Raw genomic sequence first — 15,501 nt, 5'->3', positions numbered from 1 at the left:
AGCCCCACGCCATGCGCCCGTTCAAGACGCTCCAGAAGCTGTACGACGAGGAAAGCCAGGTCGTCATCACCGAGAAGGGCAGCCCCCCGCGCGTGCTGTTCCACGGTGAGAACTTCCTGCAGGAGGATTTGCCGGTCGGCACGCGCGTCATCTTCCCGCGCCCGCCCCTGGCCGGCGTGCCCAACGTCAAGGCCGCCATCCGCTACGCCATCAACCACCCGGAGGGCATGGAGCCGCTGCACGCGCTGCTCAAGCCGGGCATGCGCCTGACGTGCGTCATCGACGACATCAGCGTGCCGCTGCCGCCCATGGTGACGCCGGACGTGCGGCAGACCATCCTGGAAATCGTCCTGGAGCTGGCCGCCGACAGCGGCGTGGACGACGTGCACCTCATCATCGCCAACGCCCTGCACCGCCGGATGACGGAAGGCGAGATGAAGCGCATGGTGGGCGAGAAGATTTTCGACGCCTACTACCCGGACCGCTACTACAACCACGACGCCGAGGACCCGGACGGGATGGTCGCGCTGGAGCGCACGTCCCACGGTGAAGAGGTGTCGGTGAACCGCCGCGTGGCGGAGAGCGACCTCATCGTCTACGTGAATGTGAACTTCGTGCCCATGAACGGCGGGCACAAGTCCATGGGCACCGGCGTGTCCAACTACGCGTCGCTGCGCCACCACCACAACCCGAAGACCATCCGCGCCTCCGATAGCTACATGGAGCCGAAGACGAGCGCGCTCTACAAGAGCAACGAGCGCATCGGGCGCAACATCGACAAGCACCTGAAGGTCTTCCACATCGAGACGGCGCTGAACAACCGCATGTTCGGCGGCCCCACCGACTTCCTGGCGAAGAAGGAAGAGGACTACACGGAGGCGGACCGGCTGAAGTTCCAGGCCATGCGCTTCGCGCTGTCCAAGGTGCCGCGCGCCGCCGCGCGCAAGGTGCTCAACTCCATCCCCGCGCCCTACGACGTCACGGGCGTCTATGCCGGCGCGACGGAGCCCACGCACCAGAAGACGCTGGAGACGAGCTACAAGCAGTACGTGGTGCCGGTGGAGGGACAGAGCGACATCGTCATCTTCCCCATCCCGTTCATCTCCCCGTACAGCGTCAACTCCATCCTCAACCCGCTGCTGGTGCAGGTGATGGGGCTGGGCTACTTCTACAACCTGAACCGCGGCGTGCCGCTGGTGAAGAAGGGCGGCGTGCTCATCCTCCTGCACCCGGCCTACGACGAGTTCGACCCGGAGCACCACCCCAGCTACATCGAGTTCTTCCACCGGCTGCTGCCGGAGACGCGCGACTCCATGAAGCTGGAGCACAAGTACGAGCGCGAGTTCGCGGAGAACCCCAGCTACGTGCACCTGTACCGCAAGGGCAACGCCTACCACGGCGTGCACCCCTTCTACATGTGGTACTGGGGCGAGAACGGCCGCCAGCACGTGGGCAAGGTCATCGTCGCGGGCGCGGAGAACAACCACGTCCCCGCCTTGATGGGCTGGGAGCGCACCGACACGCTCACCGAGGCCATTGAAGAGGCCCGCGGGTTCATGGGCCGCTCGGCCTCCATCAGCCTGCTGCGCATCGCGCCCACGGTGATGGTGGACGTGAAGTGAGGACGCCCATGGCCGCCCTTCCCGAGCTGAACGTCACCCAGACCTTCACCGGCAAGCGCCTGCTCTTCGCGGGCGCCACCGGCTTCGTGGGCAAGGTGACGCTGTCCATGCTGCTGACCCGCTACGGGCAGGACCTGGACAAGGTGTACGTGCTGGTCCGCAAGGGCAGCGCCGCGTCCGCCGAGCGCCGCTTCTTCGACAAGGTGGCCACCAGCGAGCCCTTCCAGCCGCTGCGCGACACCCTGGGGGATGAAGGCGCGCTGGCCTTCATCCGCCAGAAGGTGGAGGTGCTGGACGGCGACATCACCGACCCGTGGATGGGCCTGGAAGAGCCCCAGGTGGAGGCGCTCACCGGCAAGGTGCACGCGTTCATCAACTGCGCGGGGCTGGTGTCCTTCAACCCGTCGCTGGAGGTGGGCCTCAACGTCAACACCCACGGCCTGAAGTTCGCCGCGGCGCTGGCGCTGCGCTGGTCCGTCCCGTTGATTCACATGTCCACGGCCTTCGTGGCCGGCAACCGCAGCGGGCTCGTCTTTGAAGACGAGGAGGTTCGCGGCTACTTCCCCAAGCGGGAGGAGATGGACGGCCGCGACTTCAGCCTGGAGCAGGAGCTGCAGGACGCGGCGCGCATCGTCGCGCGGCTGCGCGAGCAGGCCGATGACCGGGCCCTGACGTCCACCTTCCGCAAGAAGGCGCTGGACCGGCTGGAAGAAGAAGGCCGCGACCCCAACGACGAGAAGACGCTGCGGCTGGCGGTGGGCCGTGAGCGCAAGCTGTGGCTCAGCGGCGAGCTGGTGCGCGCCGGCATGGAGCGCGCCGCCCACTGGGGCTGGCCCAACACGTACACGTACACCAAGTCCCTGGGCGAGCAGGTGCTCGCGGCCACGCCGGGCCTGCGCTACTCCATCGTCCGGCCCTCCATCGTGGAGAGCGCGCGGCACTTCCCCTTCCCCGGCTGGAACGAGGGCTTCACCACCTCCGCGCCCCTGGCCTTCGCGGGCATCAAGGGCCCCGGCGGCATCCCCGCGGGCGAAAACACCATCCTGGACATCATCCCGGTGGACCAGGTGGCGGGCGCCACCATCGGCATCACCGCGCATGCGATGGACGTGGAGGAGCGGCGCATCTACCAGCTCGCCTCCGGCGACGAGAACCCCTTCTACGCCGGCCGCTCCGTGGAGCTGGTGGGCCTTTACCGGCGGCGCTACTACCGCAACCGCGAGTCCGGCAACGCGCTGCTGAACAAGCTGCGCTCGCGCGTCGAGCCGCAGCCGGTCAGCAAGAGGGAGTTCGAGCTGTTCAGCGCGCCCATGCTGCTGCGCGGCGCGCGCTTCCTGAAGAAGACCATCGACGAGGTGCGTCCCGCCTGGGGCGCTCCCGCCGTCCAGGCCATGCTGGACAAGGCGAAGGTGTCGCTGGACGAGGTGGACGGCAACGCCCAGGGCATCATCGCCCTGACGGAGCTGTTCCTCCCCTTCCTCTACGAGAACCGCTACGTCTTCCGCTGCGACAACACGCGCTCCGTCTACGCGCGCATGGCGCACGCGGACCGGCTCAAGGTGCCCTGGGACCCGGAGCACATCGACTGGCGCGAGTACTTCCTGGGGACCCACCTCCCCGGCCTGGAGAAGTGGGTGTTCCCGGGCATGGAGTCGGAGCGCGAGAAGCGCACCGTCATCCCCGCGCACCGCGACCTGCTGGAGCTGATGGAAGCCACGGTGCACGCGTACCGGCACCGCGTGGCCTTCCGCATGGTGGCGGGTGAGAAGGAGGAGCGCTTCACCTACGGCGAGGTGCACCGCTACGCCGCGCGCGTGGGCAGCTTCCTGCTGGCCGCGGGCATCAAGCACGGCGACCGCGTGCTGCTGGTGTCGGAGAACCGGCCCGAGTGGGGCATCAGCTACTTCGGCATCCTGCGCGCGGGCGCCACCGTCGTTCCGGTGGACCCGGGCTTGAGCGAGGCGGAGCTGGTCAACATCGCCCGCCGGGCGGACGCGCGCGCGTGCCTCGTCTCCGAGGACGCGGCCCGGGACTTCCCCGGCCTCTTCACCGCGCTGGGTGACGGCGTCACCGTGGCCAGCCTCGCGGAGGCGATGACGGGCGACCCGGCGCACCCGGACCGCATCGGGCCGGTGCGCAAGTCCGCCGCGGCGGACGACCTGGCCAGCATCATCTTCACCTCCGGCACCACGGGCACGCCCAAGGGCGTCATGCTCACCCACCGCAACTTCGCCGCGCTGGTGGCGAAGCTGGCGGGGACCTTCGACATCGGCGTGGGCGACGGTGTGCTGTCCGTGCTGCCGCTGCACCACACCTTCGAGTTCGCCTCCGGCTTCCTCACCCCGTTCTGGCGCGGGGCGGAAATCACGTACATCGACGAGCTGACGTCGGACCGGCTGGGTGAAGTGTTCGAGACGGGCCGCATCACCGCCATGGTGGGCGTGCCGGCGCTGTGGCAGCTCCTGCACCGCAAGATTACGCAGGAGTTCGCCAGCCGCCCGCCGTTCATCGAACAGGCGCTCAAGGCGCTGATGGCCACCCACGGCGAGCTGCGCAACCGCAACAACATCAACCTGGGCAAGCTGCTGTTCTGGCCGGTGCACCGCAAGTTCGGCGGGCGCATCAAGGTCATCGTGTCGGGCGGCTCGGCGCTGCCGGACGACGTGCACAAGGCCTTCCACGAGCTGGGCTTCAACATCACGGAGGGCTACGGCCTGACGGAGGCCGCGCCGGTGCTGGCGGTGACGAAGCCCGGCAACAAGCGCCAGCCTGGAACGGTGGGCCGCGCGCTGCCCGGCATCGAGCTGCGCATCCTCAACCCGGACAGCGACGGGCTGGGTGAGGTGCTGGCCAAGGGCCCCAACGTCATGCCCGGCTACTTCGGCGACCGCGAGGCCACCGAGGCGGTGCTCAAGGACGGCTGGCTGCACACGGGCGACCTGGGACGTCTGGACGCGGAGGGCCACCTGTACCTGGCGGGCCGCGCGAAGGACGTCATCATCGACCACAACGGGAAGAACATCTACCCGGACGAGCTGGAGGAGCTGTACCAGGACCACGCGCACATCCAGGAGCTGTCCATCGTCGGCCTGCCCGACGACGCGGGCGGCGAGAAGGTGGCGTGCCTGTGCGTGCCTGACTACGCGAACCGCCCGCGCGAGGAGGTGCGCCGCGAGCTGGAGGAGCACTTCCGCAAGGTGAGCGCGGGCATGCCCTTCTACCGGCGCGTGAAGGTGCTGCGCCTGTGGGACGGCGAGCTGCCCCGCACCGCCAAGCGCAGCGTGAAGCGCAAGCAGGTGGTGGAGGAGCTCAAGCGCCAGGAGCGCATGGCGGCCAGCGCCAGCAAGGCGCGCGAGAAGGCGGCCAACCCCGCCACGGGCGGCGTCGCGGACTGGCTCTTCCCGCTCATCGCGGAGGTCAGCCACCGGCCGGTGTCCGACGTGCGTCCGGACGCGCTGCTCAGCGGGGACCTCGGCTTCGACTCGTTGATGCTCACCGAGCTGTCCTCCGCGCTGGAGGCGGCCGGCGTGCCGCTGCCCGCCGTGGAGGACCTGACGCAGGTGCAGACGGTGGAGGACCTGCGCAAGGTGGTGGCATCCTCCGGCAAGCGCCCCTCGGCGGAGACGCGGGCGAAGGAAATCTCCAAGGAGAACGCGCGCGCGGAAGAGGTGGAGATTCCGGTGCCTGACGTGGTGGCGGACGTGGGCCGGCAGCTGATGTCCTTCGGGCAGAAGGTGCTCTACGGCGGCGTGTTCGACGTGAAGGTGACGGGCAAGCCCTTCATCCCGCGCAACCGCAACTTCCTCGTCATCGCCAACCACTCCAGCCACCTGGACGCGGGCCTGGTCCGCACGGCGCTGGGTGACCAGGGCGAGCGGCTGGTGTCCCTGGCGGCGCGCGACTACTTCTTCAACACGCCGCTCAAGCGCGCCTGGTTCGAGAACTTCACCAACCTGGTGCCCATTGAACGGCAGGGCTCGCTGCGTGAGTCGCTGCGCATGGCGGGCGAGGCGCTGCGACAGGGCTTCAACGTCCTCATCTTCCCGGAGGGCACGCGCTCCACCACCGGGGAGTTGATGGAGTTCAAGTCCACGCTGGGCTACCTGGCGCTCACCTTCAACATGGACGTGCTGCCGCTGTACATCGGCGGCGCCTTCGACGCGCTGCCCAAGGGCAGCGTGCTGCCCAAGACGAAGACGCCCCTGCGGGTGAACATCGGTCCGGTGCTGGGCCACGCGGACCTGCGCGCGCGGGTGCAGGGCATGGCGCGCTCGGAGGGCTACCGCTACGTCACGCGCATCGCCGAGGACTCGATGCGGGCGCTGCGCGACGGCCGGGTGCTGAGCCTGGAGCGCGTGGACCCGCCTCAGGCCGGGGCCACGCCTCGCGCGACCACGTCCACGGAAGGGAAGGACTCGTGAAGCTGCTGGTGACGGGAGGCACGGGTTTTCTGGGCACGCACCTGGTGCCCAGGCTGGTGGCGGCGGGCCACGAGGTGCGGCTCATCGGCCGCTCGCGGCCTTCGGGCGCGCCCTACGCGGGCACGGAGTACGTCCCCGGTGACTTGAAGGACCGGGACGTGGTGCGCCGCGCGCTGGAGGGCGTGGACGCCGTCTACCACCTGGCGGGGCTCGTCTCCTTCCAGCCGAAGGACGCGCGGAAGATGTTCGAGCTGCACGTGGACAGCACCCGCGAGCTGCTGCGGGACGTGCGCGAGGCCGGCGTGAAGCGCGTGGTGCTGGCCTCCACCTCCGGCACCATCGCGGTGTCGAAGGAGGCGCAGGTCCACGACGAGCGCGCCGACTATCCGATTCCGGTGGTGGGCCAGTGGCCCTACTACCTGTCGAAAATCTACGAGGAGAAGCTGGCGCTCGCGTACTGCCGCAAGCACGACATTCCCCTGGTGGTGCTCAACCCCAGCCTGCTGATGGGGCCCGGGGATGACCGGCTGTCCTCCACGTGGACGGTGGTGAAGTTCCTCAACCGCGAGCTGCCAGCCATGCCGGGCGGCGGCATCTCCTTCGTGGACGCGCGCGACGCGGCGGACGCCTTCGTCCAGGCGCTCACCCGGGGCGAGGTGTACGGCCGTCACCTCATGGGCGTGAATCTGTCCATGAAGGACTTCTTCCAGCGGCTGGAGCGCCTGTCCGGCGTGCCCGCGCCGAAGCTGAAGCTGCCCTCCAAGGTCAACGTGCTCGGCGGGAAGCTGCTGGAGCGCTGGGCCAAGGTGCGCGGCACCACGCCGACGCTGGACCCGCAGGAAATCGACATCGGCGAGCACTGGTTCTGGCTGGACGCGTCCAAGGCGGAGGCCGAGCTCGGCTTCCGCGCGCGCGACATCCAGGAGACGCTCTCCGAGACGGTGCAGCACATCTACGGGAAGATGCCGCCCCAGAGCCTGCCAGGCACCAAGGGCCGGCTGGCGGAGCTGCGCGAGAACACCTGAGCGGGACGCTGGCGGGAGCCTCCGGACTCCCGCCCTTCACCGCTAACGCCGCGGCACGCCCACCGTGCGCTGGGCGTTGTCCACCAGGCGCGCGGCCCAGGGCTCCGAGCGGTGGCTCCACACCCAGGCCGCGCCGAGGAAGACGCAGCCCAGGAGCACGAGCACCAACCGCGAGAGGAAGGACGGCCCCGCTTCGCTTGCGCTGGTGGCCACGGCCTAGCCCACCACGCGGTTGCGGCCCGACTTCTTCGCCTTGTACAGGTTGGCGTCCGCCACCTTGATGAAGTGCGTGGGCTCCAGCATGTCCGACGTCTGCTCGGCCACGCCAATGGAGATGGTGACGGGGATTTCCTTCTCGTCGTAGACGAAGGACTTCTCCGCGATGAGCCGGCGAATCTTCTCCGCGAACAGGCGCGCCTTGTCCAGACCGTCCTCGGGGAGGACGACGGCGAACTCCTCGCCGCCATAGCGGGCGAAGCACTGCTCGCGGCGCACCAGGCGCTTGATGGACTGGGCCAGCTCCCGCAGCACGTAGTCCCCGGCGAGGTGGCCGTGGACGTCGTTGATCTGCTTGAAGTGGTCGATGTCGAACATCATCAGCGTGAGGGTGCGCTGATAACGCGAGGACCGGCCCATCTCCTTCTCGAGGTACTCCAGGAAGTATCTCTTGTTGTTGATGCCGGTGAGGCCGTCCGCGATGGTCAGCGTGTAGATGGTCTCGTGGTACTGGGTCTCGATGTTGTCGCCATCGAGGAACTTGAAGATGGAGCCTCCGACCTTGACCAGGTCCCCGCTGCGCAGCGGCGAGGCCTGAAGCACTTCCTGGTCATTGAGGAAGGTGCCGTTGGTGGAGCCCAGGTCTTCAACGAGCATCTTCCCCCCACGCCCCAGAATCCGGGCGTGGCGGCGGGACACGTTGTCCAGGTCCACTACGATGTGGTTGTGCTGATCCCGCCCGATGGTGAGCTCGGCATCCTCGATGAGGTACTTCTTGCCGAGCTCCGGGCCGTGAATCTGCACGAGACAACACTCCGTGCTGCGGTCGGCATGCACGTTGAGCGTTGAGATCTTGGTGACGCGGGTTTCGTCGCCGGCCATCGGAAACGAGGCTAGCACGATAGCCTCGGCAGACGCCATGCAACGCAGCCGGGGCCGGTTCTTCGGCCCTTGGCGGCGTTTCTCCCACATGCGGCCCGGGACGGCGGCCGGGCGCGGTGAGGCCCGACGACCCGAGGCGTCGGGACGTCCAGGGCCGGTCAGGACACCTGAACAGGCGGTTCGGCACTCAACGATGGCGTGCAGGCAGGCACACGTGCCCTTGCCAGCCTTCCGGGGACGGCTAACGTCCGGAGCACCTATGTCCAAAGTCCTGGCGATGATTCTGGCTGGAGGCGCTGGCACGCGCCTGGAGCCCCTGACGCGCGAGCGCGCGAAGCCCGCTGTCCCCTTCGGCGGCCGCTACCGCATCATCGATTTCGTCCTCTCGAACTTCGCCAACTCCGGCGTGTACCGGATGAAGGTGCTGACGCAGTACAAGAGCGACTCGCTCAACAACCACCTGTCCCGCGCCTGGCGGATGACGGCGTTCCTGGGCCACTACGTGGAGCCCGTGCCCGCGCAGATGCGCACCGGGCTGGACTGGTACAAGGGCAGCGCGGACGCCATCTACCAGAACCTCAACATCATCACCGACGAGGAGCCGGACTACATCTTCGTCTTCGGCGCGGACCACGTGTACCGGATGGACACGCGGCAGATGCTGGACTTCCACTGCGCGAAGAAGGCCGCGTGCACGGTGGCGGCGATTCCCGTCCCGATTGAGCAGGGCCGCGAGTTCGGCATCATCGACGTGGGGCCGGACGGGCGGATGCTGCAGTTCCTGGAGAAGCCCAAGGACCCGCCGCCCATGCCGGGCAACCCGAAGATGTGCCTGGCCTCCATGGGCAACTACCTCTTCTCCACCGACGTGCTGGTGCAGGAGGTGGTGCGGGACGCGGCGAACGAGACGAGCGCGCACGATTTCGGCAAGTCCATCATCAGCGAGCTGTACAAGCGCGCGCCGGTGTACGTGTACGACTTCGCCCAGAACGAGGTCCCCGGCCAGGAGGCCAAGGAGCGCGGCTACTGGCGGGACGTGGGGAACATCGACGTCTACTACCAGTCCAACATGGACCTGGTGGACGTGGACCCGACGTTCAACCTCTACAACGACCGCTGGCCCATCCACACCCAGCCCAACAACTACCCGCCGGCGAAGTTCGTCTTCGCGGACGAGCAGAACCGCCGCGTGGGCCACGCCATGGACACGCTGGTGGCGGAGGGCTGCATCATCTCCGGCGGCAGCGTGCGGCGCTCGGTGCTGTCGCCGAAGGTGCGCGTCAACTCGTACTCGGAGGTGGAGGACTCCCTCCTGTTCGAGAACGTCACCATTGGCCGGCGCTGCCGCATCCGCCGGGCCATCATCGACAAGAACGTGGAGATTCCGCCGGGGATGACCATCGGGTTCGACCCGGTGGAGGACCGGCGGCGCTTCCACGTCACGCCCGGGGGCGTCGTGGTGATTCCCAAGGGCATGAAGGTGACCTGAGGCGACCATGGGCGCGGACGGACTCCTCCTGAGGCCCGCGAAGGAGTCCGACCGCCGCACGCTGTGGCGCATCCACACCCTGGCCGTGGAAGCCCTGTGCCCGCGCGCGTACGCGCCGCACGAGGTGCTCACCTGGGTGCGGCTCTTGACACCGGAGGGCTACCTGCGGCCGGAGCGGCCGCGCACGGTGCTGGTGGCGGAGCGCGGCCGGCGCGCGGTGGGCTTCGGCCAGGTGGACGCGGCGCTGGGTGAGTTGGAGGCGCTCTACGTGGTGCCGGACGAGGCGGGCCGCGGTGTGGGCCCTGCCCTGCTGTCCGCCCTGGAGTCCGCTGTCTGGCGGGGCAGCGCGGCGCTGCTGGGGCTGGATGCCAGCCTGAACGCCGAACACTTCTACCAGCGGCACGGCTATGCCTCCGTCCACTCCGCCCGTCGTCCGCTCACGGTCGACGTCGAGTTGGCGTGCGTGCGGATGCAGAAGCAGCGGCCGGCCACGGCCCTGGGGCGGTGGCCGGCCTGGCGCCGCGGCTAGGTGAAGGCCGCCTTCACCTCGGGCTTGTTGAGCACCACCAGGGCCCAGATGCCCACGGGGATGCCCAGACAGGCGCAGGGTCCGCAGCAGGGGATGACGGAGATGATGGCGGCGGCCATCGCCAGCCCGTAGCTCTGCAGGTTCTTCATCTTCAGCGCGCCGAAGAAGACAATGCTGTTGAGCACCAGCGTGGGCAGCGCGAGCAGCAGCTTGCCGCTCGTGGTCGTCATCCCCGCGAGCAGCTGCCGGGCGCCCTCTGGCAGGTTGGGGTCCTCGAGCATCTGCTCAACGGCGGGGTCCGCTCCACCAAAGGCCTGGAGCACGTTGACGAGCCCCAGCAGCACGGTGATGGCGGACAGGACCATCAGCAGGATGGCCGGCAGCGACACGGCCTCCTTCGCGCCCGCGCCGCCGGGCGAGTTCATCGTTCCGTAGGTGTTCTCCATGGTCCCCAGTTCCCCTCGATGCCGCGTGAAATGCCGTGCGGGCAGTGGGCCCGCCGCGCGGCCATTCCACTCGGAGACGGGGGAGCACGCCAAGTGAAATGACGTGCCCCCCGTCCCTCCCCGCTCAGGCCTTGAAGGTGAGCAGGGGGAAGAGCCGGGCCACCTCCCGGACGATGCCGGCCTCCACCTGGGCCTCCACCACCGGGCGGATGGGCTTGTACGCCACGGGCGCCTCCTCGACGCGGCGCTCCGCGCGAAGGGCGATGCAGTCCACGCCCGTCAGTCCCAGGGCGGCCTCGCTCTGGTCCGCGCCGCGCCGCGACAGGGAGAAGCGGGAGCGCGCGCGCCCCGCCCCATGCGACGCGGACTCCAGCGCCCGCGCATCCCCACACCCCACCATGAGGAAGGACGTGGCGCCCATGGAGCCGGGGATGATGACGGGCTGCTCCGCCCCCGCCGGGCATGCGCCCTTGCGAGCCAGCCAGCCGCCCTCGTAGGGCAGCGTCAGGTTGTGAGGCACGTCGTAGACGAGCGGCGCCTCCACGTCCCCGAAGAGCTCCCGGAGCGTCTGGCGCAGCAACTCCGCCAGCAGCAGGCGGTTGAGGAAGGCGTAGTTGGCCGCCGTCGCCTCCGCCTCCAGGTATTCAGCGACGAGCCGCGTGTCGCTCAAGGGGAGGATGCCGCTGGCCGGGAGCGGCGTGCCCGCGGGCCACGCCTGGCGAGCGCGGTCCTGCCAGGCCACGCCCACGTGCTTGCCCACGTCCCGGCTGCCGGAGTGAATCATGAACGCGAGCTGCCCCTCGCGCACGCCCCAGTCCCACGCTCGCGCCCGGTCCTCCACGGCCTCCACGCGCTGCACCTCCACGAAGTGGTTGCCGCCACCAATGGTGGCCAGCCCCGCGTCGCGCACCCGCCCTTCGCGCGTGAAGGACTCGGGAGCCCAGCGCGGATGGCCCTTCAGCCCGCCGCCCAGGTGGATGCGCGACACCTCCGCGTCGAGCTGCGCCAGGTCGGCCCGGCCCGCGCACCCCAGCGGCTGCTCCAGCGTCTCCAGGAGCCACCCCTGTACGCCGTCGTGCAGCAGCGCCTCGGAGGCCCGCGAGCCCATGGTGACGTCGCGCGTGCCGAAGAAGTAGTGGCCCTTCATCCGCTCGACGAAGGCCGACCGCTTCGCCAGGAAGTCCTCCACGGAGAGGTCAGCGACGTGCAATCGCATGCCGCAGTTGATGTCGGTACCAATGGCGCCGGGCACGACCAGCCCGCGCGTATGGAGCACCGAGCCAATGGCCACCCCGGAGTCTCCCGGGTGGAAGTCGGGTGTGGCGCGTACCCCCAGCACCTCGCCACCACCGGGGTGTCTCAGGGCCGCGAGCTGGGCGAGTTGTTGGAAGGCCTTGCCCTCCACGGGCAGGTCCGGTGGGAGGAGGACTTCGGCGGGCGGCGCGTGGGCGTCACCCAAGAGGCGGACGGAATAGAGGCGGCCGTCATAGGCCACCTCGAGCCCCTCGCGGGCAAGCGCCCGGAGAAGCCGGTTCAGTTTCGGCTGCATGACCCAACTCAGGAATGCCCCGGGGTCCGAGTGTGGACCTGCCAGGGGGACGTGACGGAGAGATGAGGGACCCGGGGTCAGCAGCCGCGGTCGCCAGACGGCGCGAAGCCGTCTTCACCGTCCACACACGGGCACCCTGCCCGCTCCTGACGAAATGAAATCAAACGGCCGCGGACAGGCCTCCATCCACGTTGATGGCCGCGCCGGTGATGTAGCCACCGCGAGGCGATAGCAAGAAGGCCACGGTGTCCGCGAACTCCTCCGCCTTCCCCACTCGGCCCAGCGGAATGCCGGCGTGACGCGCCATCTCCTGCTGGAACGACTCCACGGGCTTGCCTGCCTCCTTGGCACGGCGCGCCCACTGGCCACTCTCGATGATGCCCACCAGCACCGCGTTCACCCGGATGGCGTGAGGGCCCAGCTCCTTGGACAGCGCCTTCGTCAACGCGAGCCCCGCCGCGCGAGACACCGACGACGGCGTGGAGTTGGCGCCCGGCGTCTTCGCCGCGATGGCCAGCACGTTGACGATGGCGCCGCTCCCCGACTCCTTCAGGAAGGGCAGCGCCTGCCGCGAGGCGCGAATCGCAGCGAAGACCTTGAGCTGGAGGTCCGCCTCCCACTCCGCGTCACTCACCGAGGCGAAGGGCCGGCCCGCCGCGGTGCCCGCGTTGTTCACCAGCCCGTCGATGCGCCCGAAGCGCGCGTGGGCGGCATCCACGAAGTGCTCCACTTCCCACGCGCGCGACACGTCGGCCTGGACGGTGAGCACGTCTCCACCCTCGGCGCGCAGGGCCGCGGCGGTGGCCTCCAGCCGCTCCGCCCCGCGGGCACAGAGCGCCACCTTCGCGCCCTCCCGAACGAGCCGCCGGGCCACCGCGGCCCCCAGCCCCTCCGAGCCCCCCGTCACCAGCACCACCTTGCCACCCAGCTCCAGGTCCACGTGCCACCTCCTCACGGCCAGCGCCGGCCCCGCGAGGCGACTGCACCTCGCAGGGGCCAGGACGCGGGACGTCACGTCCTCAAGCAGGCTGCTTCATCAGGTGCCGCTTCTGGTCGAAGGCCGCCAGCGTCTGGGTGATCTCCTCGTTCACCGCCCGCAGCATGTCCTGCTTCTCCCGGAACGGGAGGAAGGCGCTCTTGAAGCCGGAGACGAGGATGGTGGCCAGGTCCTCCAGCGACAGGCCCAGCTCGGAGTGCGCCGTCCACAGCTCCTTGGTCACCGTGGTGTCGGTGATGAGGCGGTTGTCCGTGTTGATGGTCACCCGCAGGCCGTAGTCGAAGTAGAACTTCAGCGGGTGCGCCGCCAGGCTCGTCACGGCGCCCGTCTGCACGTTGGAGGTGGGGCACACCTCCATCGGGATGCGGTGGTCGTTGACGTAGTTGAGCAGGTCCCCGTCCTCGCGCAGCCGCGTGCCGTGGCCGATGCGGTGCGCGCCCAGGTTGTGGATGGCCTGGGAGATGGACTCGGGGCCGTAGGCCTCGCCCGCGTGCGCGGTGCAGTTGACGTTGTTCTTGAGGATGAGCTGGAAGGCGTCCCGGTGGTCCTTCGCCGGGAAGCTCGCCTCCGCGCCGGCCAGGTCGAAGCCGATGACGCCGCGGTTCTTGTAGGCCACCGCCAGCTCCGCCAGCCGCATGGACGTCTGCGGGTTGATGTGGCGGATGCCGCAGACGATGACGCCGCACTTGATGCCCGTCTCCTTCTTCGCCGCGCGCAGGCCCTCCAGCACCGAGTCGATGACGGTGGTCATCTTCAGGCCCTTCTGCAGGTGCAGCGCGGGTGAGTAGCGGACCTCCAGCCAGCGCACGTTCTCCGCGGCGGCGTCCACGGCCAGCTCGTAGGCGGCGCGGTAGAGGGCGTCGGCCGTCTGGAGCACGGAGAGCGTCACGTCGAAGGCGACGAGGTACTCCTCCAGGCTCTCGCACACCTCGCCCATGTGGATGGCCTTGGCCAACCCGTCCTCGGTGTCGGCGAGCAGCTTGATTTTCTGCTGCTCGGCCAGCTCCAGGATGGTCTTCAGGCGCATGGACCCATCCAGGTGGCAGTGGAGGTCCGTCTTGGGCAGCGCGCGCAGCAGCTCTTCCGTCACCGCCAGGGTGGGCGGCGGCACGAAGTCCGTCCGCCGGGCGGACGAGGGAATGCCGGTGGCGCTGGGAATCTCGTCATCACGAATGGTAGGCATGGTCCAAGTTCCTTCCTTGCGCCATCCTCCAAACCATGTCGTCTCGCGCCTGTCCATGCACGCCCTTGCTGCCCGCCCTGGCGCTGACACTGGTGGCCGTCATGGGGTGCCGGGAGCCCGCGACGAGCGACTTCCGCTATTCCACGGACGCCTCGTCCCGCGCCGGCCTGGTGGCGCTGAAGGACGGCGTCCTCACCGCCAATGAGGCGGGCGCCGTTGTCCGCCTGGAGCGGAGCGGCCGGGTCGCCTGGCGGGCCGCCCTGGACAGGGAGGTGGCCACACGCCCCGCGCTGCTGAGAGACAGCGTCATCGCCGGGACCGCGGGCGGAGACCTGGTCCGGCTGACCCTCGCGGATGGCGCGGTGCAGTGGCGCCTCACCGGAGAGCCCCCCGTCCTTACCGCACCCGTGGCGGATGCGGAGGGAAAATTCGTCTTCCTCGTCGCGCCGGATGGCGCCGTCCGCTCCCTCTTCACGGACACGGGAAAGACGGACTGGGAGCGCCCCCCACCCGGAAAGCCCGAGCCAACGGCCGCGCCCCGTGGCTTTCCCGTGCCGGTGCTCCAGGACGGCGTGCTGGTGGTGGCGCTCGGTGACGCCGGGCTGATGGCCCTGGCCACCCAGGATGGGGCGAAGCGCTGGCAGCGGGACGTCCGGGACGTGCTGGGGATGACGTTGTGGCGGGACACGCTCTACGTGAGCACCCGCCAGGGCCACGTCCTGGCGCTGCGGCTCGGGGACGGTTCCTCCCTGTGGGAGCAGGCCCCCTCGAAGGCCCTGAGCAGTCCCCCCTCGATTGCGCTCGGAACGGTGTGGGTCGGCACGGCTGGGGAAGCCTCCGCGCTCGTCGGCCTGTCCCCTTCGGACGGCAAGGAGGTGACGCGCATCACGCTGCCCGACCCGCTCGTCTCGGAGGTGACGCCGGTGCGGGAGGACCTGCTGCTGGTGCCCACCAGCGGGCGTCAGGGACGGCTCATCGCGTTGAACACGGCGACCTGGGCACAGGCCTTCTCGGTCCGCGCGGATACGCCGCTGCGAACCCGCCCCGTGGTGCTGGGCGACCAGGTCATCGTCCTGGGCCTGGACGGGCGCGTGCTGTCGTGGCGGCTGCGCAAGACCGAGCCTTGAGTTGCGCCGCGGCCC

12 protein-coding genes are annotated in these 15,501 nt (G+C 69.3%); 6 read left to right on the top strand and 6 right to left on the bottom strand.

Annotated features, from left to right (window positions below; all coding sequences use genetic code 11):
• The first annotated feature begins 11 nt into the window (after positions 1–11).
• From larAH to KGD87_RS34380, 3 genes are read left to right on the top strand one after another with little or no spacing between them, the layout of a single operon-like run.
• Positions 12–1,622: an NPN-dependent hydroxyacid isomerase, LarAH14/15/16 family gene (gene larAH / locus KGD87_RS34390; protein WP_163778151.1), complete on the top strand. Its 1,611-nt coding sequence runs from the start codon at positions 12–14 to the stop codon at positions 1,620–1,622.
• Positions 1,623–1,630: 8 nt separating this feature from the next.
• Positions 1,631–6,043, top strand: coding sequence for an AMP-binding protein (locus KGD87_RS34385; RefSeq protein WP_284665142.1), 4,413 nt, complete (start codon positions 1,631–1,633; stop codon positions 6,041–6,043).
• A complete protein-coding gene (locus KGD87_RS34380) occupies positions 6,040–7,068 on the top strand; it encodes an NAD-dependent epimerase/dehydratase family protein (RefSeq protein WP_284665141.1) in 1,029 nt (342 codons plus the stop codon). The genes KGD87_RS34385 and KGD87_RS34380 overlap by 4 nt, the downstream gene beginning before the upstream one ends.
• A 42-nt stretch (positions 7,069–7,110) precedes the next feature.
• Here KGD87_RS34380 and KGD87_RS34375 read toward each other — a convergent pair whose 3' ends face one another.
• On the bottom strand, positions 7,111–7,281 hold the full coding sequence (locus KGD87_RS34375; protein ID WP_176409140.1) for a hypothetical protein: 171 nt from the start codon (positions 7,279–7,281) through the stop codon (positions 7,111–7,113).
• 3 nt (positions 7,282–7,284) lie between these two features.
• Entirely contained in the window at positions 7,285–8,166 is an 882-nt protein-coding gene (locus KGD87_RS34370; protein WP_176416398.1) for a GGDEF domain-containing protein, read from the bottom strand.
• A 259-nt stretch (positions 8,167–8,425) separates the two neighbouring features.
• Between KGD87_RS34370 and glgC the strand changes: the two genes are divergently transcribed.
• Positions 8,426–9,655 carry a glucose-1-phosphate adenylyltransferase gene (gene glgC, locus KGD87_RS34365; RefSeq protein ID WP_284665140.1) on the top strand — a complete coding sequence of 410 codons (1,230 nt, stop codon included), beginning with the start codon at positions 8,426–8,428 and terminating at the stop codon, positions 9,653–9,655.
• 7 nt (positions 9,656–9,662) lie between these two features.
• On the top strand, positions 9,663–10,184 hold the full coding sequence (locus KGD87_RS34360; protein WP_284665139.1) for a GNAT family N-acetyltransferase: 522 nt from the start codon (positions 9,663–9,665) through the stop codon (positions 10,182–10,184).
• Here the strand turns inward: KGD87_RS34360 and KGD87_RS34355 are convergent.
• The 4 genes from KGD87_RS34355 to add all read right to left on the bottom strand — a co-directional run bounded on the left by KGD87_RS34355 (position 10,181) and on the right by add (position 14,359).
• The gene (locus tag KGD87_RS34355) at positions 10,181–10,723 is read right to left on the bottom strand and encodes a hypothetical protein (protein WP_502887980.1); all 543 of its coding nucleotides are present in this window, start codon (positions 10,721–10,723) and stop codon (positions 10,181–10,183) included. The genes KGD87_RS34360 and KGD87_RS34355 overlap by 4 nt on opposite strands.
• 31 nt (positions 10,724–10,754) lie before the next feature.
• Positions 10,755–12,179, bottom strand: coding sequence for an RtcB family protein (locus tag KGD87_RS34350; RefSeq protein ID WP_284665137.1), 1,425 nt, complete (start codon positions 12,177–12,179; stop codon positions 10,755–10,757).
• 160 nt (positions 12,180–12,339) lie between these two features.
• Positions 12,340–13,119 carry an SDR family oxidoreductase gene (locus KGD87_RS34345; protein ID WP_284665136.1) on the bottom strand — a complete coding sequence of 260 codons (780 nt, stop codon included), beginning with the start codon at positions 13,117–13,119 and terminating at the stop codon, positions 12,340–12,342.
• A 79-nt stretch (positions 13,120–13,198) separates the two neighbouring features.
• Positions 13,199–14,359, bottom strand: coding sequence for an adenosine deaminase (add, locus tag KGD87_RS34340; RefSeq protein ID WP_284665135.1), 1,161 nt, complete (start codon positions 14,357–14,359; stop codon positions 13,199–13,201).
• A 35-nt stretch (positions 14,360–14,394) separates the two neighbouring features.
• Between add and KGD87_RS34335 the strand changes: the two genes are divergently transcribed.
• Positions 14,395–15,486, top strand: coding sequence for an outer membrane protein assembly factor BamB family protein (locus tag KGD87_RS34335; protein ID WP_284665134.1), 1,092 nt, complete (start codon positions 14,395–14,397; stop codon positions 15,484–15,486).
• Positions 15,487–15,501: the final 15 nt, after the last annotated feature.

The sequence above is a fragment of the Myxococcus sp. SDU36 genome (genome assembly GCF_030168875.1).
In the GTDB taxonomy this organism is placed as follows: Bacteria; Myxococcota; Myxococcia; order Myxococcales; family Myxococcaceae; genus Myxococcus; species Myxococcus vastator.
Note: the sequence above shows the minus strand (reverse complement) of the source record. Positions and strands in the feature narration are given on the sequence as shown.

Bases quoted from the DNA above. Each gene is read 5' to 3' on its own strand.
- larAH (WP_163778151.1), top strand. From the start codon at position 12: ATGCGCCCGTTCAAGACGCTCCAGAAGCTGTACGACGAGGAAAGCCAG.
- KGD87_RS34385 (WP_284665142.1), top strand. From the start codon at position 1,631: ATGGCCGCCCTTCCCGAGCTGAACGTCACCCAGACCTTCACCGGCAAG.
- KGD87_RS34370 (WP_176416398.1), bottom strand. From the start codon at position 8,166: ATGGCCGGCGACGAAACCCGCGTCACCAAGATCTCAACGCTCAACGTG.
- glgC (WP_284665140.1), top strand. From the start codon at position 8,426: ATGTCCAAAGTCCTGGCGATGATTCTGGCTGGAGGCGCTGGCACGCGC.
- KGD87_RS34360 (WP_284665139.1), top strand. From the start codon at position 9,663: ATGGGCGCGGACGGACTCCTCCTGAGGCCCGCGAAGGAGTCCGACCGC.
- KGD87_RS34350 (WP_284665137.1), bottom strand. From the start codon at position 12,179: ATGCAGCCGAAACTGAACCGGCTTCTCCGGGCGCTTGCCCGCGAGGGG.
- add (WP_284665135.1), bottom strand. From the start codon at position 14,359: ATGCCTACCATTCGTGATGACGAGATTCCCAGCGCCACCGGCATTCCC.
- KGD87_RS34335 (WP_284665134.1), top strand. From the start codon at position 14,395: ATGTCGTCTCGCGCCTGTCCATGCACGCCCTTGCTGCCCGCCCTGGCG.